A 25,262-nucleotide genomic window follows, 5' to 3' on the forward strand; every position below is an offset into this window, starting at 1 on the left:
ATTCCAAAAGAACTGCTTGTCGCCGATTCCACTCAGGTCTTCGTGGGGGCAGGCCGAATTCCTTGAACTCCCATTCGCGTGGGAAATCAGGGATAAACTCCACCTTGCGCTCATCGTGGACCGGGGTGAAGTGCATCGGGTAACTGAAACCACAGGAAATGAGCATGATCTCAATGGTGGGCGTTGCTATCCAGTAACTTAAAATTCTAGAAACAGGGTAATCAACAGCTGTAGCGGAAATCCAGCTAAATGCTAATGAGCTGCTGATGGAGGGAGAACGGCACATGGGTACTTGGGGCAGTACAAGAAAACCCACATCATTATAGACGTGGGTGAAAGAGCAGCTAATAGTTCTTTAAACTGGCAGGTTCCTTTATATGAAGATTACTGTTGTGAGTAAGAAGTGAAGAGGAAGTAATTTTTATTAGCATTCCAGTTATAGTATTTGGAATCAGTATAATTACTGCTAGGATCCTTAACGCCAAGCTCAAAGATACCATTAGCAGTTCTGTATCCATTTCCTGTCTGCCAATGCCAACTAACTGCTGGATCAAGCCAAGGGAAAAGGAAATTCAATCCAAATGTATCCCACATCACCAGAGGAGGTCTTGAGCTGACAATTCGGTCTTTATATTTATCTATTGCACCAGAGGAACTTCCGTTGACATTTGTTGCTGTCCATCCGCTCATATGCATATTTAGCAAATACGATGTCATGTACGACATATTTCCTGCTGATGTACCAAAAATACCTGTTCCCAGTAAATTATACATCCCATTTATCATTTGAGATTCTGAACTATTAAAATATGTCTGCATATCATGAACATTGAGTCCTATACTATCTAAATATTGAATAGCCATAGATAGGGAAGTAGGACCGCATGCGCTTTTAGGATGATTAACACCAGCTTGATATTGATTCATAGATGGAACGGCCAAATAATAAGCAGAAGGATAAGCTAATAAAGAAATATTCGAGTTTAGTTTCTGTTGCCATTGCTGAGGAGCGTTAAGATCCTGATTCAGTTCTAATTTACTAAGTACATTTGCCAAAGTCAGCTTTGAAGCAGAAGTTATATTCTTTTGTTCCTGTAGTTTTTCGTTATACGTTTGTACTCCTAATTCCACCTGAACTATTAGTTCATCAGCATTAGAAGCAGTGGCTTGATTTTCTCCTCCGAAATAATAAATCCTCTTGCCTGGTTCCGCTGATTCCAATGATTCTTTTGCGGGTGCACTGCTGTATTCCAATATCGGTGTAATATCATATCTAGCTCCGGAAACATAATATCCTATGCTCTTTCCTTCATCAATTAGCTGAAAGTAATAGCCCATAATATTATCATGAATATCATATAGGTCTGAACGATGAACAACTTTCGCATTGTCCCAAAGTCCAAAAAACTCGTGTTCGGGAGTTAAAGATTTGATATCGTTTTCAACAACTTGTTTAGCAGTGTCAACAGGGATGATTTCACTTTTGGTATTAGCATGTGTGGGGGCAATCCAAGCACCTGAAGCGAATAAAATAATCACTAAAATTATCAACATTGATTTTTTACTAGACAATCTATCATCTCCTTAAAAGTTAGTAAACAAGATATGTAAAAAATATCCTCCTTCCGTTACAAATTTTAGCATATTATAACAATTAAATAAACTTATGGGATGAAAATTGCGGATTTATTTAGTTCTTCCTTTTTTCTGAAATGTGAAATTGCATTATTTCCTTCCAGCCTTACGTTTGTCCAATTCATATTGATATAGATCATGAATTTTTTTGTTTTCAATATCTTGACCTACATAAAATACAAGAGTAGGGTCACTTACAGGGTATGCATAAGTAAGGTAAGTGCGGTGCATAAAATCAAAGTCCATTTTGTTTAGCTTGAATTCGATTTGATATTTATCTTCTAAGTAAATTTCGAATTGTTTTTTTAGTGCTATAGATTTCCAGGGTAATCCAAAGAACAGGACATATATTCCTATTAAGCTTATTAAGATAATTAAAATAAAGCATAAATGTTTCCGTTTCATTATTCTTAATCCTCCCTGAGATATAGTTATGAATGAATAGTTATTGAAACTATATAGATTGAACTAATGATTTTTCTGTTTTGGGATTAACCGTGACTCCAGAGAATATTTGGACTTCCGGCCGCTGTTGTCTTCAGATTTCCTGATTTAAACCGCTTATAGCGGTAGAAATCCGAAGACAAAGGCGGACGCTACCGCTCCTACAGTTCCGAAATTCCCCTCCGCCACTCTTCCCTTAACTTAAATTTACAAGTTCAATCTATATATACAGATCATTATATTACAAAAAAAACCAAAAAGTAAAAAGAAAGGGATGTGTTTTTGTTTTGATATACGGCTTGTTGCTAAGTATTGCGTGGTAATACGTTACGCCGGTCATGTAGAGCACCTGTTACACCTTATTCATGTAGCCTGCGGGTATTGTTGGCTTCTGCTGGTTTTGCCTAACAAATCGTATATCTCGCTGCAGTCACATCAGATTTCAATTATTTGATGTTTAAAGCACATTTTGAATAGATTAAATGGAAAAACGCCTGCTAATTCTTCGTCAAACAGCCTTTATATAATATTAGTTTGAAAAAGGTCACCTAATCACACCGGATTTGCTTCAAAGTGGGGGATTCGTCTGAAATAGGTTGCTTTTTTCCAGGTAATGCCGGCGCAAGGTGCAAATTAGTGGCATTAGTTGGCGGAAATCCAACTAAATGTAAATGAGCTGCTAATGGAGGGGGGATTGCGGAATAGCTGCAGCACAGCGGAATCAGGAGCCAAACAACAGACGAACTAACCGCCAAATCAAGAGCGAAATCAAAAGCGAAATCAAAAGCCGATCAAAGGACAGTTCAACAGCTAAATCAACAGCCGCGGATACATGAGCCATGCCGATAGAGCAACTGTCCTGTGCACACAGATGTACTCGTTAAGTGTCCAAATCAGCTGCACAGACCAGGTGTTCAGGCGCTTCTTTTACTGTAATCAACAGATGGCCCCTGCCCGGAGAAGCCGGAGCAGGGGCCATCTGTTTTATTCCTCTGCCGCCTTAGCCGGGGCAGGCGCATTCTTATTCTTGTGCACCCACAGCGCGTACTCCAGCGGACGGACCAGCGCTGTGCGGTAGGTGGCGGCGTCGCCGGTGCGTGCGAATACCTCGCGGGCCGGCTTGGGGTTGACCTCCAGCACGAAGATCCGGCCCTGGCGGTCGATCGCGAGGTCGAGCGCCAGCTCGCATAACGTGCCGAAGCTCTCCTCCAGGAAGGCTGCCGCCTCCAGGCCGAGCTTCTCGGCCGACTTCATGGTCTTGTCGGCCTTCTCGGTGCTGCCTAGCCATTCCTTCAGCAGCACCTCTGCACGGACGGCATGCCCGCCGCCGTGCAGGTTCGAGGTGACGCTGCGGGCAGCGCCGACGCGGCCGGCCATGCCGGTCAGCTCCCATATGCCCTGCCCGTTCTTCTGCACGAGCATGCGGTAGTCGTGGAAGCGCCCGCCCGGCAGGCGCAGCGGGATGCCCTGCTGGACGAGGAAGCGCCCGCCGGCGCACCACTGGCGGACGATAGCCTCCAGCTTCGCCAGCGTCACCTTGCGCGGGGCAATAATCTGCCGGCTCAGGCGGCGGCCTTGAATATCGTAGAGGCTTTGCCCCTCTTTGAGCCGTTCGATCCGCAAAATGCCGCGTCCGCCCGTACCGTTAACCGGCTTCACATAGACCACCGGGCTTGTTTTCAGCATCCGCAGCAGGTCAGACGAAGACTGGTAGAGCAGCGTCTCGGGCATATGCTGACGGAAGCGGGTCTTTTGTGAAAAGGTCTGGTGGATCGTCCATTTGTTGCGCAGCGGACGGTTCAGAAAGGTCAGATGGTTATAGCGTGAACGGAAGCGCAGCAGCTGCTCGAACCGGGAGCTGCGCTGAATCCGGCAGCGGTCATAGATCATGTTCGGAAAAGAGCGCCATTTACGCGACCATTTACCGCTCGCCGGGTCATAGATCATGGCATGAATCTGATCCTTGGCGGCGTTGACGTCCATCGGGGTAAATACGAAAACATCCAGGCCGAGCTTGCGGCCTTCGATGATCATCCTCCGGTAGACACTGCGCTCCTCAAGCTGCTTGGCGTCATTTAAATACAGGGTCAGGATACCTAAGACGGGTTCTGGCACAGGAGTTCACCTTCTTGTGGGAGAGTTGCCGCGCTGCGGCCGGAAGGCGACTGCAGCAGCAGCGTGGGCTTGCCTGTCGGGCCGCTTATCAGGTCAACAGCAGCCAGCCCGCTGTTGAAGCACATCTTCAGGCTGGCCGGATTATCGGAGGCCACCAGGCATTCCAGCCGGCCCAGGCGCTGCAGCTGGGCTGACAGCAGTGCTGTACCGGTATGGCGGCCCCTGTATAAGGGGTGAACGGCAACCAGGCAGGCTTCCTTACCGTAGCCGGAGACAAAGCTGATGCCGGCCAGCTGCCGGCCGCTTTGTCCGCGGACTGTTGCGACGAGGAGAGAGACGCCGGGAACCGCGAGCTGTTCCGGCGTTAGCCGGGCAAGCTCGCGGCAGCCGCGCAGAGTGATCCGCCGGTCTCCGTATTCCCGGAGGAAATCAAGCAGCCCGGCGATTCTTGCTTTCCAGCGGTCAGGATTACTGTCATATATAGAAGAGATCTGCATGGGGTTCACTTCCTTTTTGGAGGATTCTATTTGCCCTGCCGGGCAAGATGGTGGCTGTACTGGAAGATCCGCTCCAGCGACAGCTTACGGATGGCCGGCTCATCGAATTTCATCGGGCGTGAATTGGCCTCGAAGAACCAGAGGCCGCCTTCCTCGTCGACGCCCAGATCCATCGACATCTCACCGAGCATAGCCCCCGAAGCCCGCTCAATCTGGCGGGCGATCAGCAGGGCGGTGGTCGGGACGTTTTTGAGGATGGAGGCAGCCCGCTCAGTACCGAAGGTTCCCTCCAGCATAGCCGCAGGCTCCTCGATGCTGCCTCCGCGGGGCACATGGGTGGTAATGCTGCGGACGCCGGCCAGCCGGGCGCCGATTCCGGTCACCGCCCAGGCGCCGCGCCCGTTTTTCTGGAGCAGCACCCGCAGATCAAAGGGGCGGCCGCGGTGGGTAGCCAGCCCGATGGCCTGCTGCGCGATATATTGAGCAATGCCTTTTTCTCTCTTGATCCGGCTCCACAGGCGGTCGATGGAGGCAGCCTTGTAGGTTATATTCTTTTTACCGCCCTGGATTTGCAGCCTGAAGGGGAGGGGAGCCTCCGCCGCGTATTTAAGCCGCATAATGCCCTTGCCGGCCTTGCCGTTCTCTGGTTTCAGATAGAGGCTGTCATGATTTTTGAGCATCGCAACCAGCGTGGCTGCACTGCGCAGGCGTCTTGTTTTAGGCACATGCCGGACGGTAACCTTCGATTCCTTGAGCCATTCAAACAGATTCCATTTGTTGAAAAAGCCGGGGTTATACATCTGGATGGAGTCATGCTCCAGGCATTCGGCTATTTTGCGGGCGACCGGGGCTTTCTCTTCCTCATCCCGGTTTGGAATCCGGTTGTAGATGACCTGAGGCAGGGGCATGGGGGCGTTATACCAGATCCTTCCGCTGGGCGAAGGGATGAAGCCGTTCACCGTCTGCTCCTCAAACTTCAGGTCGCGGACGGTGACGACATAGACGAGATAACCCATTTCCTTGCCGGTACGGATGATGTCACGGAAGTTGTTCCGGTTGCCGCGGAACTGCTTCAGCCTGTCGCTGGTTGTCAGTATAGCAATTACCGGTTTGCCGGAGTCAGGGGAGCGGGTATTCACAGTTCATCCCTCCTGCGGAATTTGCTGAGATACAGGCAGTGCTCCAGAATATGCTCAACGGAAGCTTTGCCCTCAGCACGCAGGGAAGGATGACGGAAGATGGAACGTCCCGGTTTGGCATTCGCCTCAAACATCCAGATATCTTCATCCTGGTCAATGCCAAGGTCAAACCCGATTTCGCCAAGCAGATGGCGGTGCTGGATTTCCAGCGCCTCTGCCAGCTTGACGGCAGTCGTTTTGGCCCGCTGCAGCACTTCATCGGACCTTGCACCGAATACCCGGCCCAGCGCCTGCTGTGGAGTGAGCAGGGCTCCTCCGTTCTTGAGATGGGTAGTGACACTGCCGCGGCCGGCTTTTTTGGCTCCAATGCCGACTACGACCCACTGGTTGCTGCCGTTTTTGTGCATATGAAAGCGGAAATCGATCGGGCAGGCGTCGATCTCAATCAGGCGGATACCCTGCTGCACCACATAGTTCTGGAGGTTCTGGCCGTGGCGGGAGCGCAGCATGCGCATCAGGCTGTCAAAGCTGGTGAAGCGCAGCAGCACATTTTTGCCGCCCTTACGGTAACGGGCAAAATAGCCTTTCTTGGGCAGGTAGGTCAGACGGTAAATGCCGTGTCCCAGACTTCCGGCAGACGGCTTGTAGTATACGAAGTGATGACGGTCCAGCATTTCCCGCATTTTTTCTGAGCTGGGGTTAGAGACGGTCTCAGGTACGTAGCGGTAGGCTGCATTGTCGTTCTCGAGCAGTCGGTATACATCCGATTTATTGAAAAAGCTCCAGTTGAAATAGGGAATCCGCTTCCGCCCGAACCGTTCGCGGAGCTGATTGATGTATGGAGAGGTTTCGGCCCGGCGGCTAGGCAGCCTGTTGTACACGACATCCGGCAGCGGGACAAGCTTTCGCTCAAATTTGTCACTGGCATTCAGGAAAAAGCCGTTGACCTGCTCCTTCTGCCAGTCAATGTCGCGCGGCGTAAAGGCAAAAATATAGCATTTGTTGCTGCCTTCGCGCAGCAGCTGCTTAATGAAGCCCGTACGGGACCCGAAGGGATTGACGGATGAGGTAGGCCCGTCGGACAGAATGCCGACCAGCGGGCCGAGCTGCACCTCATCATTCTGCAGATTGCGCAGATAGATGCCGCCCGTTTTGGGAACCTTGATGGCGCTCTTGACGCCTGAAGCCAGGAACAGATGCTTGCCTGCCCGCTTAATCGGTTTGATCATGGCCGGAATGGCATCCTTGCCGAGCCGCAGGCGGATATTTTTTTTGCCGGATAGTTTCAGGCTTTTCATCAGTTCACCCGACACGTAAACCACTCTTTGGGGCTGCTTGGTGAAATGCACGTTGCAAAAAGTGAGACTCATTGATGAATCCTCCTTAGGAACCATTGATTTCATTCTCCTGTCTGTAGCGGAGCGTATTATAGCTGCTGTTTCTGCGGCCTGCCGGTGAGTGCAGCAGCAGGTGACGCGCATAACGCAGCGGGTTCTCGGCTGCGAGCTTAGCAGCCCGCCTGTCACCCGTCAGCCGGAACACCGTTCGCCCCGGCTTGGAATTGGCCTCCAGCAGATAGATTCTGCCTCCGGCGTCGATCCCGAAATCGAGGCCCAGCTCCCCGAGCCTGCCGCAGGATTCCTCCAGCAGGGGAGGGAGGAGGGCTGCCGCTGCGGCTAGATCGTCATGCAGCTCAGCCCCGGTAGAGCCAAACTCTGCAAGCAGAAAAGGCAGTACGGCAACTGCTGTGCCTCCGCCGTGCAGATTGGAGGTAAGGCTCCCGTGCCCGCCGAGCCTAACGGCCATGCCGGTTAGCGTCCAGGCGCCGCGCCCGTTCTTCTGCATCAGCACCCGGACATCAAAGGGCTGGCCCCGGCTGCTGGTCAGATGCAGATAAGGCTGCATAATGTAGCTGTGCTTCCCGGTGAACCGGTGAATCCACTGCAGACCTTGGTCCAGTGTTCTGAAATGATGAAGGAAGGGTTCATTGTCCCCGTCCCGCCCCCGGACGCCTAATCCCCCGCCTTGCTTCCTGCTTAGCAGCCTGGCATGCAAGGTACGCTTGCCGTGGGACCCGGCCTTAGGCTTGAGGAATACGCCGTATTCCCGTTCCGCAAGCATGGAGCTAAGTTCGTCCGGGCCGGTGTAAAGTCTGGTCTCGGGCAGCAGAGGTGCAGCCTCAGGGCTGCGCCGGAGAATCCCGCAGACCCTCCACTTATCGGGCAGCCCCCGTGACCAGGGAATGGTACCGGATAGTGCGGAAAGCGCCGCAGCCGCTGCCTTTCTCTCCTGCGGGCATGAATAAAAACAGCGGTTGTACAGAACATCGGGTGCAGGAGCGACGGTCTGCTGCCACCGGCCCTCCGTCCAGGCATAGCCGGTTATGGAATCTCCGTTTTTGGATACACCCTCAGGATGGAATACGAGCACCTTCAGATCGAACAGCGGAGCCGCTGCGCTAAGCTGGCTGCAGAACTCCGGCTCGGCAATCGGCGGATGTCCCTGGCGCCGGCCGGTCATGATACCAAGGAATCTCTGTGCTGTCTCTGTCATGGTGTCCTCCTTATAAACCGGCCAGGTAGCGGCAATATAGAATCATCTGTTTCACGGACGGTCTGATCTTCTGGTCATTCAGCGGCGTGTTGTCGTTTTTGGACGGCTTGGAGTTGACCTCCAGCAGCCAGATCCGGCCCGACTGGTCCAGAGCGAGGTCAATGCCCAGCTCCCCGAAGTGTGCGGGGATAAAGGTTTCGACACCTCTGGCAATTGCCAGCGCCGCCCGGGGAAGCTGCACTTGAGAGCTTTCCTTCATTCCTGCCGGGAGATTGCTTTTGCTGATGGCTTCCTTTACGGTGCTGAGCGTACCGCCCCGGGCAAGATTAGAGACAAAATGATTGCTCCCGGCGGTGCGGGCTACAATGGAAGTAACCCCCCATTTGCCGGTTCCGTTCTTCTGAACCAGCGCCCGGAAATCTACCGGCCGTTTGCCCAGCTCCATCAGGGGGAGACCCTGCTGAATCTGGAAGCGGGTGGTTTTCATCTTGGGGGATATCGACTGGAACAGCTTTGCCAGACTGGGATAGCTTTGCTTGCGCGTACCCATCGGCGTTGTGGACAGCAGCCGGTAGCCTCCGCCTTCTTCTCTGGAGATGCGCAGGATGCCTTTACCCAGGCTGCCGCGCACAGGCTTCAGAAAGACGCTGGAGTAGCTGTTGCACATTTTTTTTAGGACTGCAAAACCGTTAAAGGCATGTGATTCCGGCAAATACCGCTGCAGGGCGGCATCCTGGGCCAGCGCTTCGAATACCTCGGTTTTGTCAAGGAACTTCTCATTGAAGAAATGGGTTCCGTAGCGGGATTTTACATCCGCCAGAAAATGCTGTACGCTAGGTTTGTTCTCCACCTTGCGCGTAGTAAGCCGATTATTGATAACATCGGCGACAGGAAGACTCAGCTTCCGCCAGCCCTCGTCGTATACCCAGCCCTGGATGGAAGAGCTGCGTGCTTCCAGCGCCTCCGGGGTAAAGAAATATACATAGGCACCTTGTGCTTGGCAGGCATTGGTAAGCTCCCGGCAGAACATCGTGATCTGTCCGAACACTCTGTCCGGCTGGTCAGGATGGTCCCGGCTCACCAGCACTCCGATCAGCGGCCCGAGCCGCAGGGTGCGGCTTCCGGTGCTGTAGGTGGCATTGAGGGCAGGACGCCCTCTCCAGCCGAGCCGCCGGGCCAGCCCTTCGCTAACGCGCAGGCTTTCGGCTTTGGGGACCGGAATGACAGTAACCTCCTGTCTGAATGAGCCGAAGCTCAGCTGGATGACGCCGTGAGCCGGTATCTTGAGCCTTTTCATTGATTTGTCGCCAAGCATTATCGCGTTTTCCTGCAGGATGCCCGAGTGGACCGTTTGGACCGGGATCTTGAACTTAGACATCGTGGATCTCCTTCCGGTAGGCAGCATGATGCCGGCAATTATGAATCATAAGGGTTACCTATCATTCATCATATGGAGACATCTGACCCTTGGTGATTGACCTATTCTGTAAAAAGCCGTGCCGGGCGGAATTTGCTATTGCCGCAGACAGCAGACACAACAACAATTTCAGGAGGTAACAGAATGAACGTAATTGATAAAGCGCATGAACTGGCAAAAGCCATCAAAGAAAGCAGCGAGTTTTCCGATATCAGCAGTGCCATGAAGGTGATCGAGGGTGATCCGGAGAGCAAGCAGATGCTCGACAATTTCCGCCAGAACCAGATTGAGCTGCAGCAGCGGATGATGAACGGGGAAATGCCTCCGCAGGAGGAAATGGAAAAAATGGAGAAGCTGTTCGAGGTGCTTAACCTGAATCTCGGCATCCGCCGGCTGTTCGACGCTGAGCGCCGCCTCAGTGTTGTCATTGAAGATGTGAACAAGATCATTACGGACAGCCTGTCGCAAATGTACGGCGGACGTTAATCATTTGTGCTCCCGCTGGAGCAGAATAAGCAAAAGGGGACTCCCCGGCCGGTTGGCTGGAGAATCCCCTTTTGTGTGTTAAGCCTGCTAATCCTGCTTGCCTTCGACGGCGCAGAGCAGAATTCCGGCAGCCAGCCCAAGCCTGCGGTCAAGCTGGCCGGTGCGGTCGCCGGAGAAATCGGCGGTGATTTTGGTAACGAACGGGTTGATATTCTGGCTGTAGGTCGGGATCGGATCCCCCTGCAGCTCGACGCTGTATTTTTGCGGAATAAACGAGATCACCCGGCGCAGCAGCGCCATAAAGGTACTGTCCTCCTTCACCAGCCCGAGCTCCTGGTCATGCCTGTCGAGAATAATCCATTCATCCTTCAGGATCGATTTGAGTCCCTTGCGGCGCAGCGCCCCCACATGCTCACCAGTCTCAGAGTCCACCACGTCAAAGGTGACACTAAAGTCAATAATACTCCGTGCCTTGATCCGCAAAAGCTCTCTTTCCATGGACTCATCCGTGTACAGCGCGATATCCTCTTTTAGCTTAAAAGCTTTCATCTGTGAGTATAATACCAGCTCCTCTGAGCTGTTATAAATGTGCAGCTTGGTGCTCATAATCGAAAAAATCTTCTTGCGGATCGTATACTCCGTATAGCCATACGCCTTATTCAACTACTATCGCCTCCTAATAATTGTATACATCATCTCATATGACTGCGGGCGGTGCTATATTAATTTGCCTGAACAGATTTTAAATTTTGCAGACTTGTCTCATAAATTCCGCAGACGGCTCATAGAGTAGAGATATAGATTCAGTTGAAGGAGCTGTTTGCGATGAAAAAAAGAAACAAGTTCAAGCACATCATGTATCTGCTGATCGCGCTGGCTATGCTGCTCTATGCCCTGCCTCAGCTGTCGTTTCAGAACGGGCCAAGCTGGGTGCTGGGCTTCGGTGTTGTCTGGTGTGTGTTTGCCTTTCTGATTATTGCCGCGCATCTGCATTTCATCATCGGGGTGGATGAAGAGAAGCAGAAGCAGCTGGAGGCGGTCCGCAGGCACAAGCTGGAGCAGTGGCAGGGCAAGTGGAACGAGGAAGCGAGAATGTCGCAGCGGCTGTAGGAGGAATGCCGGGATACCGGGATTTATACGCTCTGCCGGCCCTAGAAGATAGATCCAGAAGCCTGGCTGCCGGAAACGGCGGTCCGGGCTTTTTTGGTGCTGAAATCATTCACGGAGTTACCTTATTTGGCCTTCTGCGGGCAGTTGTACTCTGCAAATTCCGGCTGTATAATGAGTACAGAATAGTACAGATTGGGGTATGGGGGTGTAACAGTTGGAAGGACAAGGCGATAACATTACAAAGCATGAACAACTGCTGCAGCATATCGAAGGTCTCAAGGTAGGCACCAAAATTTCTGTACGCAAGCTGGCGAAGGAAATGGTAGTGAGTGAGGGGACGGCTTACCGGGCGGTGAAGGAGGCTGAGAACCTCGGCATTGTGATTACGAAGGAGCGGATCGGCACTGTCAGGGTTGAAAAGAAACCGAGGAACATTTCCGATCAGCTTACCTTCGCGGATGTTGTAGATATTGTAGAGGGGCATGTGCTCGGCGGAGCTGACGGGCTGAATAAGCATCTGCATAAATATATAATCGGTGCGATGAAGGTAGATGCAATGATCCGCTATATTGATGCCGACAGCCTGCTGATTGTGGGCAACCGTGATGACGTGCATTCACTGGCTCTCGAGCAGGGGGCAGGTGTGCTTGTCACGGGCGGCTTCGGTACAAGCCGTGAGGTTAAGGCGCTGGCGGACGAGCTGGATCTGCCGGTGATCTCCTCAAGGCATGATACGTTTACGGTGGCTTCGATGATTAACCGGGCCATCTTTGACCGGCTGATCAAGAAAAAGATTATGCTGGTCGAGGATATTCTGGAGAGCAAGCCGAGGCTGAACACGCTGAAGATCTCCAGTACGGTTGGCGAGCTGCGGCAGCTGGCGCTCTCCAGCGGGGAGCAGCGCTTTGCTGTGACGGATGAGTGGAACCGCGTTATCGGCATAGTAGGCCGGCGTGATGTGGAGGAGCTGCAGGAAGGGCAGAGCATTGAAAAGGCAATGGTCCGCAGTCCGGTAACAGCGGCGCTGCAGACCTCGCTGGCTTCGGCGGCGCAGATCATGATGTGGGAGGGGATCGACTTCCTGCCGATTGTGGACCGCAACCGCAAGCTGGTCGGCTCGCTTACCCGCCGTGAGGTGCTGCAGAGCCTGCGCGATGTCAGCAACCAGCCGCAGCTGGGCGAGACGTTCGATCATCTGATCTGGAACGGCTTTGCCGAGGAGCGCGATGAAGAAGGGAAGCTGTTCTTCCACGGCTTCATTACTCCGCAGATGGCGACAGACCTGGGTACCATTTCAGAAGGCGTCCTGTCCACCCTGATGACCCGGTCTGCCTTCAAAGCAGCCAAAGATATTACCGGCAACGACTATGTGCTGGATAATATGTCTACCTACTTTATCCGTCCGGTGCAGATTGAGCACTCGATCATCGTGATGCCCAAGCTGCTGGAGATCAGCCGCCGGACCTGCAAGCTGGAGATTGAAATCAGCCACAATGACACGATGGTCGCCAAGGCTGTGCTGATGCTGCAGTCGATTGATCACGGCTAACCGGACTGTTCGGCGAAGCAAGGCAGGATGGAAAGACAGCAACTGGAAGGAATTTGCTTTGCATGAACAGGTCAGCCAGAAACTTCTGGCTGGCCTTTTTTCTGAAGCTTCCAGCAGCAGTATTAGTGGAAAAACGCCACCTAATTCACCGGCTTTACGCGGAATCCAGGATTTAGCGGGAAAAAGTCCACCAAAATTCCTGTAAGAGGCCCATTTTGGGAACCGTGTAAGCTTTTAGCTGGAGAAAATCCAACTAGATGCCCTCACCATCCGCTGTGCTCTAAATTATCTGGAGAAAATCAAACTATTTCCGCCCGATGCGCCTCCCAAAGTAGATTTAATAGCGTACGCGCTGCTGATCCGCTTTTTGGCACAGCCTCAGACGGCAGTTTTTCGTAATTAGGAAGCCTTTTTTCGGCTCCCGTCCCGGCTGTAATACCCGTAGCTGCGCAGCCCGGAGAAAATATTAAACGCCCCGATGACCAGAAACACGGCCTCCACAATGACGCTGAGCGTCGAGCCGCGGAACAGAAACATCGACATTAGCGACAGCGTGACCAGCATGGCCCCCAGCAGCACGTTCATAACGGAGCGCCGGCGGGCTTTTTCCGCAGGGTCGGAGGTCCGGCGTGAGGAGAGGCTGAACGCGGCAGCGCCAATCATAAAGACAACAAGCAGAATGAACAGCAGATACTTGATGAGCATGATCATGGACAGGCAGCTCCTTTATCAGGCAATAATGAAGAAAGGTTTAGTTCTCAGCGCGGCTTATGTTTGCCTCTATACCTGTCCATATTGTAGCATGGCTGCCACCTGTGCGCCCGGACTAATCTGCGGCTCAGCTGCGCTTGTAGGGATTAATCTCGACCCAGATCTGCAGTACGCCCTCCATTACCAGCATCGTCCGGATTCTGGCCGAGTACTCTTTTTCGCGGACGATATATATTTTTCCATCCAAAAGCAACCGGGCGAGCTTGCCGTCCGTATCAATATCGAACATGCTGCGGCCGCGCATCGGCTCCAGATCAGTACCCATCTTGCTGATGATTTCCTTCACCGTTACCGGATCTAGTCCGGACGTACTTTCTTTATCCTTGCTTTCCTCCATGCGCAGCTTGATTTCGCGGATCACGGTTGAGGTATTGTTGTATTTCTTGAGGGTCTTGATATCATTCCGGTACTGCTCAATTTCCACCCGCATCTCCTGATTGTTGAGCCAGAGCACATTATAGCCCAAGTGAAAAACGGCATTGTACATAACGGCCCCCGTCACCATGCCGAGAACGAAGACAGCGGAAATTTGTGAGAAACGGCGGAATCGCTGAAAAGGCGGAATCCTCATAAGCTGCTCACCCCTTGCCGCATACCCATTTGACCAGCTCGCTGCCCATATGGGCGCCCAGGAAGGCGAACACGAGGTAGAGAACCTGCTTGATCGCAGGGGACAGATTGCCGCCAATCATATTGCTCTCAATGACCCTCATAGGGTCGATGGTTCCTCCGACTGCCGCGGCGAGCGCCCAGATTTTAATCCGGTCGGCGATATCCAGCATCGTCTGTGTCGGCGGCTGCAGCGAGACAACCGCACCTACTCCTCCAAGCATGGCGCCGCCCAGCACGATACCGAAGGCAATGAAGAAGTCGAGCACGGCTTTGCTCATGAAAACATTCATAGAAGGCCCCTTTCCGGACAAGCCGGCTCTTCCGGCTCTGCCTGTCCCTGTGCACTTAATCCATTCTATGGGCGGCTCCCCCTGTAATATGATAAAATAGTTTCATCTTATGTTTTGATTTAAGTAGCGGAAGGGAAGTGGGGAACATGAGCCCATTCGTGCATTTGCATGTGCACAGCGAATACAGTTTACTGGACGGTGCGGCGCGTATTACAGATCTCGTGCGCCGGGCCGGCGAATACGGCATGAAGTCGCTGGCGCTGACGGATCATGGAGTGATGTATGGGGCCATCCCCTTTTATAAAGCATGCACAGCCGCAGGCATCAAGCCGATTATCGGCTGTGAAGCCTATCTGACGGCAGGCTCGCGCCGTGAGCGGGGCAGCCGCAAGGATCAGCCGATCTATCACCTGATCCTGCTCGCGAAGAATGAAACCGGCTACAGAAACCTGATGAAGCTTGTCTCCATCGGCCATCTGGAGGGTCAGCATTACAAGCCGCGAATAGATATGGAAGCACTGGCTGATCACGCCGAGGGTATCATCTGCCTGAGCGCCTGCCTGGGCGGAGAGGTGCCGCAGCATCTGCTGCACGGGCGCGGGGATGAGGCGCGCAAGGCGGCGCTGCGGTATAAGGAGATTTTTGGCGGAGACTTCTATCTGGAGCTCCAGGACCATGGCATTCCGGAGCAGAAGCGGGTCAATCCGCAGCTGATCGAACTGGCTTCAGAGCTTGATATCCAACTGGTTGCCACCAATGATGTCCACTATCTGGCCAAAGAGGACGCCGAGGTTCAGGATGTGCTGATCTGCATCGGCACCGGCAAAACGGTGGATGATGAGGACAGGCTGAAGATCGGGACGGACCAGCTGTTCCTGAAGAGCGGGGAGCAGATGGCGGCGCTGTTTCCGCATGTACCGCAGGCAATACTCAATACGCAGGAAATAGCGGATAAATGTAATCTGGAGCTGACGTTCGGACAGCATATTCTGCCCGAATATTCCCCGCTGCCGGAAGGTGTGGACGCCGCTGCTTATCTGCGCGGGCTATGCCGAAGCGGGCTGGAAGACCGGTATGCCGGTACACAGCAATGGGCTTCACCTGAGGGGAAGGCGGCGGCGGAGCAGCGTCTGGACTACGAGCTGGGCGTTATTGAGAGCATGGGCTTCAGCGATTATTTTCTGATCGTCTGGGATTTCATTGCCTATTGTCACAAGAACGGAATTGTTACCGGGCCGGGCCGCGGCTCTTCGGCGGGAAGCCTCACTGCGTATACCCTGCGGATCACCGACGTAGACCCGCTGAAATACAACCTGCTCTTTGAGCGCTTCCTTAATCCCGAGCGGATAACGATGCCCGATATTGACATCGACTTCAGCGATGAGCGCCGCGATGAGGTTATCGCCTATGTCGTGGAGAAATACGGCAAGGAGCATGTGGCCCAGATTATCACCTTCGGAACGATGGCTGCGCGGGCGGCGGTCCGCGATGTCGGCCGGGTGCTGAACCTGCCTTACAATGAGGTGGACAAGGCCGCGAAGCTGATTCCTGGGCAGCTCGGAATCAGTATTGCCCGGGCGCTGGAGGGCAGCCCTGACCTGAAGGCGCTGTATGAGACCAGCCGCAAGACGCGGGAGCTGCTGGATATGGCGATGAAGGTCGAAGGCATGCCGCGCCATGCCTCCACACATGCTGCCGGTGTTGTGATTTCCAAAGGCCCGCTGACCGATGCGGTGCCGCTGCAGGCCGGCAATGAGAGCACGGCGCTGACCCAGTATTCCATGGAGCATCTGGAGAGCGTCGGGCTGCTCAAGATGGATTTTCTGGGGCTGCGGACGCTGTCGATTATTGAGCGCTGCATGAACTGGATCAAGGAAATGGACGGGGCGGCTCCCGATTTCCGGACCATTGCCGATAATGATCCGCTGACCTATGAAATGCTCGGGGCGGGCGAGACGACCGGTGTGTTCCAGCTGGAGTCTGCGGGTATCCGCCGCGTATTGAAGGACCTGAAGCCGTCGGGCTTTGAGGATGTGATCTCAGTGCTAGCGCTGTACCGTCCGGGCCCGATGGAGTTTATCCCCAAGTTCATCGCCGGCAAGCACGGCGACATCACGGTCGATTATCCGCATGCCGACCTGACGCCGATTCTGGCGGATACGTACGGCATCATTGTCTATCAGGAGCAGATTATGCAGATTGCCTCCCTGATGGCAGGCTTCTCGCTCGGGGAAGCGGATCTGCTGCGCCGTGCGGTATCCAAGAAGAAGCGTGAGACGCTGGACAAGGAGCGCAGCCATTTCGTGCAGGGCAGCCTGCAACTGGGCTATCAGGAGCAGGATGCAAATGCCGTGTATGATATGATTGTCCGGTTCGCCGATTACGGCTTCCCGCGTGCCCATGCTGCCGCTTACGGTGTGCTGGCCTTCCAGACGGCCTATCTGAAGGCGCACTATCCCGTGCAGTTCATGGCGGCCATGCTTACGGCTGTCATGGGTACTCACCGCAAAGTAGCAGAATATGTGCTGGAATGCCGGCGCTCCGGCATCGGAGTTCTGCCGCCTGATGTCAACGAAAGCGGTGTGCTGTTTACTCCGGTTCCCGGCGCACACGGAAACGGCGGGCATATCCGCTTCGGTCTGGCGGCCGTGAAAAATGTCGGAACACTGGCTGTAGAGAATATTATGGCTGTCCGTAAGGAGCGTCCGTTCGACAGCCTGCTCGATTTCTGCCGCCGTGTCGATTTGCGCGTCTGCAACAAGCGGGTCATTGAATCCCTGCTCCAGGCCGGCGCCTTTGACCGTCTGCCCGGGCACCGGGCCCAGCTGCTGGCTATGCTCGATGAGACCGCCGATGCCGCGGCCAAGTGGCGTAAGGAGCGCGACGAGCTGCAGATCCAGCTGTTCGATGATCTCATCGAAACCCCGAACTGGGAAATCCGCTACCCGGATATTCCGAAATTCAGTGTCACCCAGCAGCTGGAGCTGGAGCGTGAGCTGCTCGGCCTCTACCTGTCCGGCCATCCGCTGGACGACAGCGCAGCCCTGCTTGAGGAGCCGGGCATCCAGCGGCTGATGGACCTTGGCGAAGCCGCGGATGAGAGCCAGACGGTTACGGCCGGAATGGTCGTATCCATTAAGGAAATTACGACCAAGGCCGGCAAGGCGATGGCCTTCATCCAGTGGGAGGACCAGATCGAGCGCTGCGAGGTCGTGCTGTTCCCAGAGGTGTGGAAACGCAGCCGCAGCCTGGTCGAGAAGGGTGCGCTGCTGGCCCTGCGCGCCAAGGTGCAGCAGGAGGACGAGGGCTTCAAGCTGCTGGCCGAGGAGGTCGCGCCGCTTGGCGCAGACGCTCTCCACGGCCTGCTGCAGCGCCGCAGCGCAGCTGCCTCCCGTCCGTCCGGCGGACGGACGGCCTCTGCAGGAGCGCAGCGCAGCGCTCCTGGCCCGCGGGGCGGCGCCGGGGGCACCGGCGCGCCGCGCACTGCCGCAGGCGGCGCAGCAGCGCCTGCAGCCCCGCCTGCCGCACCTGCGGGTGCGCCGCGGCAAGAGGCGCCGCGTCCGGCGGCTGCCGCGGCGGGGAACGCCCAGCGTGTCTTTATCAAGATCACGCCGGATGCAGAGAACCCGGCGCTGCTCTCGCGCCTGCAGGCATTGCTGCAGACCCATCCCGGGGCTGCAGCTACGCTCCTGTTCTACGAGCGCGAGCAGCGGGTGCTGGCGCTAAGCGACAGCTACCGGATCGAGCCTTCGCCGGAGCTGTTCGCAGCGGTTGAAGAGATGCTGGGAGCCGGTACAGTAAGAATAAAATAAGAACATTTCCGCCTTTTTCCGCATACATTAGGAAACCACAGGGAACGGTCCCGGTCCCGTGCGGAAAGGGGAATGACAACATGTCCTATCAAATGGCAACAGAGCTGCTGGAACGCAGGGGCGTTACGCTGAAGTCTATCGCTGAGATCGTATATATTTTGCAGTCAAAGTATTATCAGGATTTAACAGAGGAAGAATGCCTGTCCAGCGTAAAGTCGGTGCTCGGCAAAAGAGAGGTGCAGTACACGCTTATGACAGGTGTCGCCCTGGATGAGCTGGCGGAAAAGGGAATGCTTCCCCAGCCGCTGCAGGCGGTGATGGAGGCTGACGAATCGCTCTACGGCGCGGACGAGACGCTGGCGCTTGGAATTACCGGCGTGTACGGCATGATCGGGCTAACGAGCTTCGGCTATCTGGATAAAGTTAAGCTCGGCGTGATCGGCACACTGAATGATGATCCGGGCAGAATCCATGTATTCCTGGATGATCTGGTGGCAGGCATTGCCGCTGCCGCATCGGCCCGGATTGCCCACCGTCACGAAGGGGCGAAGGTGTATCCCCATGTCACGGGTACGCCATAATAGAGCACCCGTTAGCTGATGAATGCGGCCTCCTGGTCATGCTTCCTCCGTTTTACTCCTGTTGCGGTAAAAAAGAAAACTGTGTTATCATGATTCCATTATACGCGGGATACGGCTGGGAATTGAGATTAGGGAGGCCTTGCAGGGCATGTGGACGGTAATTTATATAGCGCCAACCGCCAAAGTGGCGGATATGATTGAGAGCAAGCTGACGGAAGAAGGATTTCTGGTCAAGTGCCGTCCGATTAATATGTCCAAGCAGCAGTTTGAAATTCTGGTTCCTTCCGGCGAGCTTGAGGAAGTCCAGGAAGCCCTGAATCTGATTTTACATCCCTAAATACAATGAAGTATAAGTGCGGTAGTAACAGCGGCATGCTGCTGAATTGCGCAAATAAACGGCTGAAGAGGTGCGACCCTTGTTCAAAGATTTATTTCAGAAAAAACGGAAGTACGCGACTATTCCTTCAGAACGTCTGGAGCGGAGCGGCGGACCGGCGGAAGGCGAACGCCCGAAGCGGGAGATTCCCGAAGGGCTCATGAGCAAATGCAGTAAATGCGGTACGATCCAGTACAGCAAAGAGCTGGAGAAGAACCTCAAGGTATGCCCGGCCTGCGGCCATCATATGCGTCTGAACGCGCTGGAGCGGATTGCGGTGACCCTTGATCCTGAAGGCTTCATTGAGTTCGACAGTGAGATGACATCAGTGGACCCGCTGCAGTTTCCCGGGTATGCTTCAAAGCTGGAGCAGCAGCGCTCCAAAACCGGACAAGTTGAGGCGGTAATTACCGGCCAGGGGACTCTCGGGGGCCATCCCGTCATTGTCGCGGTTATGAATTTTGAATTTTTCTCAGGCAGCATGGGCTCCGTAGTAGGGGAAAAGATTACCCGTGCGGTGGAAGAAGCGACGGAGAAGAAGCTTCCGCTGCTGATTTTCTCCACCTCAGGCGGAGCGCGGATGCAGGAAAGCATTCTCAGCTTAATGCAGATGGCCAAGACTAGTGCGGCTCTGGCCCGTTTTGGCGAGTCCGGGGGATTATATATTTCGGTTATCACCGACCCGACAACAGGGGGGGTATCCGCGAGCTTTGCGAGCCTTGGTGATATTATCATTGCTGAGCCCGGAGCCGTATTCGGCTTCGCCGGCAGAATTGTTATTGAGCAGACCATCCGCCAGAAGCTGCCGGATGATTTCCAGACGGCTGAATTTAACCTTCAGCATGGCCAGCTTGATCTGGTAGTGCACCGTAAGGAAATGCGGTCTACGCTGATTAAGCTGCTTGAATTGCATGATGTGAAAGGGGGATTTTAGGTTGGCAGGAGAGTTGCCTTTTGAAATGCCTCTGGTAGAAATGCGCAAGAAAATTGCCGAGCTGAAGCAGTTCGGTGAAGAAAAGGGCATTGATTTTACAGATGAAATCCTTCGTCTTGAAGAACGATACCGCGTATTGGCGGATGAAATTTACAGCAATATATCGGCCTCCCAAAAAATGCACCTGGCAAGGCATCACGGACGTCCGACCTCACTTGATCTGATCGGGCTGATTTTTACTGATTTCCTGGAGCTGCACGGAGACCGCCAGTTCGGGGATGACCTGGCAGTTGTCGGCGGAATCGCCAAGCTCAACGGCCGTCCGGTTACCGTAATCGGGCAGCAACGGGGCAAGGATACCAAGGATAACATTCAGCGCTTCTTCGGCAGTGCGCATCCGGAGGGCTTCCGTAAGGCAATGCGCCTGATGAAGCAAGCGGAGAAATTCGGCCGGCCGGTGATTACCTTTATCGACACCAAGGGGGCTTATCCCGGGAATACGGCGGAGGAGCGCGGACAGTCTGAAGCGATTGCCCGCAATCTTTATGAAATGTCCATGCTTGCCGTGCCTGTCATCTGCGTTATTATCGGTGAAGGCGGCAGCGGAGGAGCCCTGGCGCTGGCTGTGGGTAACCGTGTACTGATGCTGGAGCATGCCATCTATTCTGCGATCTCGCCGAACGGTGCGGCCTCCATTCTGTGGAAGGATGCCTCCAAAGCAGAGCAGGCGGCGGAAGCAATGAAAATCACGGCAGCTGACCTGCTTGAGATGGAAGTCATTGAAGAGATCGTTCCTGAGCCGAGGGGCGGTGCGCATCATGATTATGAGGCGGCTGCAGCAAGCATCAGAGATGCGGTATGGCGTCATTTGCAGGAACTGTCCAGTCTGGATGCCGCTGAGCTTCAGGAGGACCGTTACCGTAAATTCCGCAAAATCGGTGAATTTGCGGAAGGTTCCCAAGAGTCTGAATTGCCTGAAGAAGAAGTGCAAAGCGTGGAGTAGCAAGGCTGCTTCATTTGCACTTTTACACATAAGGTACTGTTTTCCGGTCAGAAGGTGCACAATGCCGGATTATACATTTATTACCACGATAATCATCCTGCGTTGCCCGCAGGATGATTTTTATTTTCGTGACAGATTGCGTAAATTCGACGTAAAATTACACGGAAAAGACGCTGGAACATTGATTTTGTGTCCAAGTTGCAGTAATATTCATTAGGGCGCAGTAAAAGGTGCATGTGACATAGTTCCTATACAAACATTAAGCCTTATAGTAGATTTTGTAGTTGGAAAAAGTGAGACAGAGAGAACGAAAAAACGGAGGAAAACCTAATGCGGAAAAGTAAAATTGTATGTACGATCGGACCTGCAAGTGAATCGTTGGAGAATATCAAAAAATTGATTTTGGCTGGTATGAATGTGGCCCGTCTGAACTTCTCCCACGGCGATTTTGAAGAGCACGGCAACCGGATCAAAACGATTCGTCAGGCTTCCCAGGAACTGGGCAAGACCGTTGCTATCCTGCTTGACACCAAAGGACCAGAGATTCGTACAGGCAAGCTGGAAGTAGAACCGATTGAACTGGTGCAGGACGAGTACCTGACATTGACTACGGAAGAAATCCTTGGCGATCAGAACCGTATCTCTATCACTTACAGCGACCTTCCTAACGACGTTTCGGTTGGATCAACAATCCTGATCGATGACGGTCTTATCGGACTTACAGTTGTAGACATTCAAGGCACTGAAATCAAGACCCGTATTGTTAACGGCGGTACAATCAAGAGCAAAAAAGGCGTTAACGTACCGGGAGTTTCCATCTCCCTGCCGGGTATTACGGAAAAAGACACCAACGATATCGTTTTTGGGATCGGACAGGACATCGATTTTATCGCCGCTTCCTTCGTTCGCAAAGCCAGCGACGTTCAGGAAATCCGTGCACTGCTTGAGAAGCACAATGCTTCCCACATCCAAATCATCTCCAAGATCGAAAACCAGGAAGGTGTCGACAACCTTGATGAAATCCTGGCAGCTTCTGACGGCCTGATGGTTGCCCGTGGTGACCTTGGCGTTGAAATCCCTGCTGAAGATGTACCTCTGGCTCAGAAGCTGATGATCAAAAAATGTAACATTGCCGGCAAACCGGTAATCACAGCTACCCAAATGCTGGATTCCATGCAGCGTAATCCGCGTCCTACCCGCGCTGAAGCGAGTGACGTAGCGAACGCTATCTTCGACGGTACTGATGCAATCATGCTGTCCGGTGAAACAGCTGCCGGGAAATATCCGGTAGAATCCGTACTGACTATGTCCCGCATCGCCGAGAAAGCGGAATCTGCTCTGAACCACCGTGAGATCTTCATGAAGCAGCAGATCGCTCAAGAAACAACGGTTACTGAAGCTATCAGCCAATCCGTAGCGATTTCCGCTCTGGACCTGAACGCTAAAGCTATTATCTCTTCGACTGTAACTGGCCACACAGCACGCGTGGTTTCCAAATACCGTCCTAAATCCCAGATCATCGCTGTTACGACTCAGGAAAGAACGATGCGTCAGCTGGCTCTGGTATGGGGCGTAACTCCAGTATTCGGCAAAGAAGCTACTACGACTGACGAATTGCTGGCAACTGCACTGCAAGGCGGTAAAACTTCCGGTCTGGTAAAAGCAGGCGATCTTGTTGTGATCACTGCCGGTATTCCGCTGGGACGTTCCGGTTCCACTAACCTCGTGAAAGTGGACACGATTCCTGCCGACTAGGACAGGCTTCGTTCCTTTTCTTCAATCGGATATAGGTTATAAGCAAAAAGCAATGGTGAAATCCGCCATTGCTTTTTTTGCTTGATCTAAAGGCTATGAATGTTTATATTTGATTGAGGGTTTTTTGAGTATGCCGGATGCTTGAGTCTGTATGGAAACAGGACGTTTCAAGTACGCTTGAGACAAACCTTTGGGATATAGGCGTTTTACGGTAAAAGCATCGCCTTTGGCATTCGGGCTCGAAGGCACGGCAACGGTAATCTTATTCTGGATCATGATGCCGCCGTTCGCATGAACAAGCTTGGGGCTCTTGCCGTTTACCCGGCAGCAGCGGAAATGTACGCTTGACAGCCGGGCCAGATCGGCAACGGTGCCGCCTACCTGCGGCGCTTCCATAATCCACTCTGCAGAGGTCTGCGGGCCGTTGTACCGCTGGATGGTGCGGAAGGTCCAGCGTTTGCTCAGGTTGCACAGCCGGATGCACCATCTGCCGGGGCTGAGCTTAACGATGCTGGCCCGCATCAGGTCACCTGGGGAGACGGGAAGCGGAATTACGGTTTCTGCCTCGGGAAGGATCTCCCACCAGGCATAGTAATGGACGGTGCCGTTTACAGATTCGTGACCGGTGCCGGTCTGAATCAGGCTGCCGTTTCTGAAGCCGTCGATTCCGATCCAGGCTGAAGAATAAGTCGGCTTAGCCGTAGGTTTTACGTAGGGAACAGTCCACTCGGCTGAAATCCGCCGGAAGGCGCCTTTCTTGCCTTTGATGGCGTATCCGCTCCAGTTGCTCGACGTCCAGCCGAACCCGGTAATCCGGCTACGGCCTGTATGGGTCTTGTCTGTAAGACAGGGCTGACTGCGCTGAAATCTATGAACTGTGCTCACTTGTCCACCGCCTTTTTTAGGTTCTGCTCTATTTAATGCGGTGAAGTCTCGTAAAGGTTGGGTTATCCGTTAAAAAGGATTGGAGAGGACTTATTGCACATATGGAAAAACTGCTGAAGCTTCGCGGCTTCTATCTCTTTTTAGGCTTGGCCGGGGGTTCCTTCGGCTCTTATCTGACTCTGCTGCTGAAGGACAAGGGCATGGATGTCAGCCAGATCGGCATGATGATGGCGACGGGTACCCTGATTGCCATTTGTATTCAGCCGGTATGGGGGCTCATTGCCGACCGGTATAATCAGGGTCGTCTTGTGCTGATTCTGAGTGTGGCTGTACCTGCGGTGCTGGCAGTGTTTTACCGGTCCGATTACTTTATCGTTATGCTGCTGATTTACACGGTATCTACCATATTCTCTTCCACACAGGCGCCTATCGCCGATTCTTACGCCATTGCAGCGGCAAACAGGGCTGGCTCCTCTTACGGGAGCATCCGGCTGATGATGAGCATAGGGGCGGCTGTAGGGGCTTATGCGGGCGGGCAGTATATTGAGCTGTTTACGGTCTCGACCATCTGGCTGCCTTTTCTCATACTGAGCTCGGTCGCGGTCGTTTTTGCCATGACCCTGCCGAAGCAGGCGGAAGAAAACCACATGATGAGCCAGTCCTTTTCGCAGGGGGTCAAGCAGCTGCTCAGCAACCGGATCTTTCTGGCCTTTCTGGGCGGCTGCTTTCTGGTCAACCAGACGATGGCGGCGTTCGGCACTTATTTTGTCGTAGCCTTCCAGTCGGTCGGCGGCTCGGCAAGCAATGCCGGGATCGCGCTGTTTCTGGCCTCCTTCAGCAATGTACCGTCCATGCTGTATGCTTCCAAGGTGATACGCCGGCTCGGGCGTGAACGCACGCTTCTGCTTGGTGCGCTTATCTATGTGCTGCGGTGGGGGATTCAGGTTGCCTTTCCGTATCCTTCGGTCATGATCGGTGTGCAGGTGCTGCATGGATTGTCCTTCGGCTTCTTTTACATTGCTGCAGTTGAATATGTATCGCAGATTACGTCCTCCGAGATCCAGGCGACAGGACAGAGTGTCTTCAATATCGTCTTCTCCGGCTTTGCCGGAATTCTCGGTAATCTGCTGAACGGCATGCTGCTTAGCAGGGGCGGTGTAGGCTTGATGAATCTCTCCTGTATGCTGAGCGCTGCTGTCGGAGCCGTATTACTGCTCTACGTAGCCAAAAGCTCGCGCCGCAAGGACCGGCTGCCGGTATCTTCAGATAGCCTGAGCCTCTGAGTGCAGCCGGTTGCC

The 25,262-nt window shown here is 53.6% G+C and carries 23 protein-coding genes; 10 read left to right on the forward strand and 13 right to left on the reverse strand.

What is annotated here, in order from left to right; translation table 11 throughout:
* Positions 1–384 precede the first annotated feature (384 nt).
* From R70331_RS09760 to R70331_RS09795, 8 genes are all read right to left on the reverse strand, one after another.
* Entirely contained in the window at positions 385–1,572 is a 1,188-nt protein-coding gene (locus R70331_RS09760) for a C39 family peptidase (protein WP_042174948.1), read from the reverse strand.
* Between the two features lie 153 nt (positions 1,573–1,725).
* The gene (locus R70331_RS09765; RefSeq protein ID WP_042174949.1) at positions 1,726–2,040 is read right to left on the reverse strand and encodes a hypothetical protein; all 315 of its coding nucleotides are present in this window, start codon (positions 2,038–2,040) and stop codon (positions 1,726–1,728) included.
* Positions 2,041–3,063: 1,023 nt separating this feature from the next.
* A complete protein-coding gene (locus tag R70331_RS09770) occupies positions 3,064–4,194 on the reverse strand; it encodes a YheC/YheD family endospore coat-associated protein (RefSeq protein WP_042174951.1) in 1,131 nt (376 codons plus the stop codon).
* Positions 4,176–4,691 carry a GNAT family N-acetyltransferase gene (locus R70331_RS09775; RefSeq protein ID WP_042174952.1) on the reverse strand — a complete coding sequence of 172 codons (516 nt, stop codon included), beginning with the start codon at positions 4,689–4,691 and terminating at the stop codon, positions 4,176–4,178. The genes R70331_RS09770 and R70331_RS09775 overlap by 19 nt, the downstream gene beginning before the upstream one ends.
* Before the next feature lie 26 nt (positions 4,692–4,717).
* Positions 4,718–5,830 carry a YheC/YheD family endospore coat-associated protein gene (locus R70331_RS09780; RefSeq protein WP_042174954.1) on the reverse strand — a complete coding sequence of 371 codons (1,113 nt, stop codon included), beginning with the start codon at positions 5,828–5,830 and terminating at the stop codon, positions 4,718–4,720.
* On the reverse strand, positions 5,827–7,200 hold the full coding sequence (locus tag R70331_RS09785; protein WP_042174956.1) for a YheC/YheD family endospore coat-associated protein: 1,374 nt from the start codon (positions 7,198–7,200) through the stop codon (positions 5,827–5,829). The genes R70331_RS09780 and R70331_RS09785 overlap by 4 nt, the downstream gene beginning before the upstream one ends.
* Positions 7,201–7,213: 13 nt before the next feature.
* Entirely contained in the window at positions 7,214–8,383 is a 1,170-nt protein-coding gene (locus tag R70331_RS09790; protein WP_042174958.1) for a YheC/YheD family endospore coat-associated protein, read from the reverse strand.
* 10 nt (positions 8,384–8,393) lie between these two features.
* Positions 8,394–9,761: a YheC/YheD family endospore coat-associated protein gene (locus R70331_RS09795; RefSeq protein WP_042174960.1), complete on the reverse strand. Its 1,368-nt coding sequence runs from the start codon at positions 9,759–9,761 to the stop codon at positions 8,394–8,396.
* 183 nt (positions 9,762–9,944) lie between these two features.
* Here R70331_RS09795 and R70331_RS09800 point away from each other — a divergent pair, with 183 nt between their 5' ends.
* The gene (locus R70331_RS09800; RefSeq protein WP_042174962.1) at positions 9,945–10,286 is read left to right on the forward strand and encodes a YlbF/YmcA family competence regulator; all 342 of its coding nucleotides are present in this window, start codon (positions 9,945–9,947) and stop codon (positions 10,284–10,286) included.
* 87 nt (positions 10,287–10,373) lie between these two features.
* On the opposite strand, the gene R70331_RS09805 is transcribed toward R70331_RS09800, so the two are convergent.
* Positions 10,374–10,949 (reverse strand): LURP-one-related family protein, encoded by a 576-nt coding sequence (locus R70331_RS09805; RefSeq protein ID WP_042174964.1) that lies wholly within the window; start codon positions 10,947–10,949, stop codon positions 10,374–10,376.
* 162 nt (positions 10,950–11,111) lie between these two features.
* On the opposite strand from R70331_RS09805, the gene R70331_RS09810 reads away from it, so the two are divergent.
* Positions 11,112–11,396, forward strand: coding sequence for a hypothetical protein (locus R70331_RS09810; RefSeq protein ID WP_042174965.1), 285 nt, complete (start codon positions 11,112–11,114; stop codon positions 11,394–11,396).
* A gap of 214 nt (positions 11,397–11,610) precedes the next feature.
* Positions 11,611–12,945 carry a DRTGG domain-containing protein gene (locus R70331_RS09815; RefSeq protein ID WP_042174967.1) on the forward strand — a complete coding sequence of 445 codons (1,335 nt, stop codon included), beginning with the start codon at positions 11,611–11,613 and terminating at the stop codon, positions 12,943–12,945.
* Positions 12,946–13,344: 399 nt separating this feature from the next.
* Here the strand turns inward: R70331_RS09815 and R70331_RS09820 are convergent, their stop codons facing one another.
* The 3 genes from R70331_RS09820 to R70331_RS09830 all read right to left on the reverse strand — a co-directional run bounded on the left by R70331_RS09820 (position 13,345) and on the right by R70331_RS09830 (position 14,618).
* A complete protein-coding gene (locus R70331_RS09820; RefSeq protein ID WP_042174968.1) occupies positions 13,345–13,656 on the reverse strand; it encodes a YtpI family protein in 312 nt (103 codons plus the stop codon).
* A gap of 127 nt (positions 13,657–13,783) precedes the next feature.
* The gene (locus R70331_RS09825) at positions 13,784–14,287 is read right to left on the reverse strand and encodes a sporulation membrane protein YtrI (RefSeq protein ID WP_042174970.1); all 504 of its coding nucleotides are present in this window, start codon (positions 14,285–14,287) and stop codon (positions 13,784–13,786) included.
* Positions 14,288–14,294: 7 nt separating this feature from the next.
* On the reverse strand, positions 14,295–14,618 hold the full coding sequence (locus tag R70331_RS09830; RefSeq protein ID WP_042174971.1) for a YtrH family sporulation protein: 324 nt from the start codon (positions 14,616–14,618) through the stop codon (positions 14,295–14,297).
* Between the two features lie 146 nt (positions 14,619–14,764).
* Here R70331_RS09830 and R70331_RS09835 point away from each other — a divergent pair, with 146 nt between their 5' ends.
* From R70331_RS09835 to pyk, 6 genes are all read left to right on the forward strand, one after another.
* Positions 14,765–18,430, forward strand: a complete 3,666-nt coding sequence (locus tag R70331_RS09835; RefSeq protein WP_042174973.1) for a DNA polymerase III subunit alpha — start codon at positions 14,765–14,767, stop codon at positions 18,428–18,430.
* 80 nt (positions 18,431–18,510) lie between these two features.
* On the forward strand, positions 18,511–19,011 hold the full coding sequence (locus tag R70331_RS09840) for a phosphatidylglycerophosphatase A family protein (protein WP_042174975.1): 501 nt from the start codon (positions 18,511–18,513) through the stop codon (positions 19,009–19,011).
* Positions 19,012–19,159: 148 nt separating this feature from the next.
* Positions 19,160–19,348 carry a hypothetical protein gene (locus R70331_RS09845; protein ID WP_042174976.1) on the forward strand — a complete coding sequence of 63 codons (189 nt, stop codon included), beginning with the start codon at positions 19,160–19,162 and terminating at the stop codon, positions 19,346–19,348.
* A 79-nt stretch (positions 19,349–19,427) separates the two neighbouring features.
* On the forward strand, positions 19,428–20,321 hold the full coding sequence (accD, locus tag R70331_RS09850) for an acetyl-CoA carboxylase, carboxyltransferase subunit beta (RefSeq protein ID WP_042174978.1): 894 nt from the start codon (positions 19,428–19,430) through the stop codon (positions 20,319–20,321).
* 1 nt (position 20,322) lies between these two features.
* Positions 20,323–21,324, forward strand: a complete 1,002-nt coding sequence (locus tag R70331_RS09855) for an acetyl-CoA carboxylase carboxyltransferase subunit alpha (RefSeq protein ID WP_042174980.1) — start codon at positions 20,323–20,325, stop codon at positions 21,322–21,324.
* Positions 21,325–21,654: 330 nt separating this feature from the next.
* On the forward strand, positions 21,655–23,079 hold the full coding sequence (gene pyk, locus R70331_RS09860) for a pyruvate kinase (RefSeq protein WP_042174982.1): 1,425 nt from the start codon (positions 21,655–21,657) through the stop codon (positions 23,077–23,079).
* 93 nt (positions 23,080–23,172) lie between these two features.
* On the opposite strand, the gene R70331_RS09865 is transcribed toward pyk, so the two are convergent.
* On the reverse strand, positions 23,173–23,964 hold the full coding sequence (locus R70331_RS09865) for a G1 family glutamic endopeptidase (protein ID WP_042174984.1): 792 nt from the start codon (positions 23,962–23,964) through the stop codon (positions 23,173–23,175).
* 101 nt (positions 23,965–24,065) lie between these two features.
* Between R70331_RS09865 and R70331_RS09870 the strand changes: the two genes are divergently transcribed.
* The gene (locus R70331_RS09870; protein WP_042174986.1) at positions 24,066–25,247 is read left to right on the forward strand and encodes an MFS transporter; all 1,182 of its coding nucleotides are present in this window, start codon (positions 24,066–24,068) and stop codon (positions 25,245–25,247) included.
* The last annotated feature ends 15 nt before the right edge of the window (positions 25,248–25,262 follow it).

This window comes from Paenibacillus sp. FSL R7-0331 (assembly GCF_000758645.1).
Lineage (GTDB): Bacteria > Bacillota > Bacilli > Paenibacillales > Paenibacillaceae > Paenibacillus_AQ > Paenibacillus_AQ camerounensis.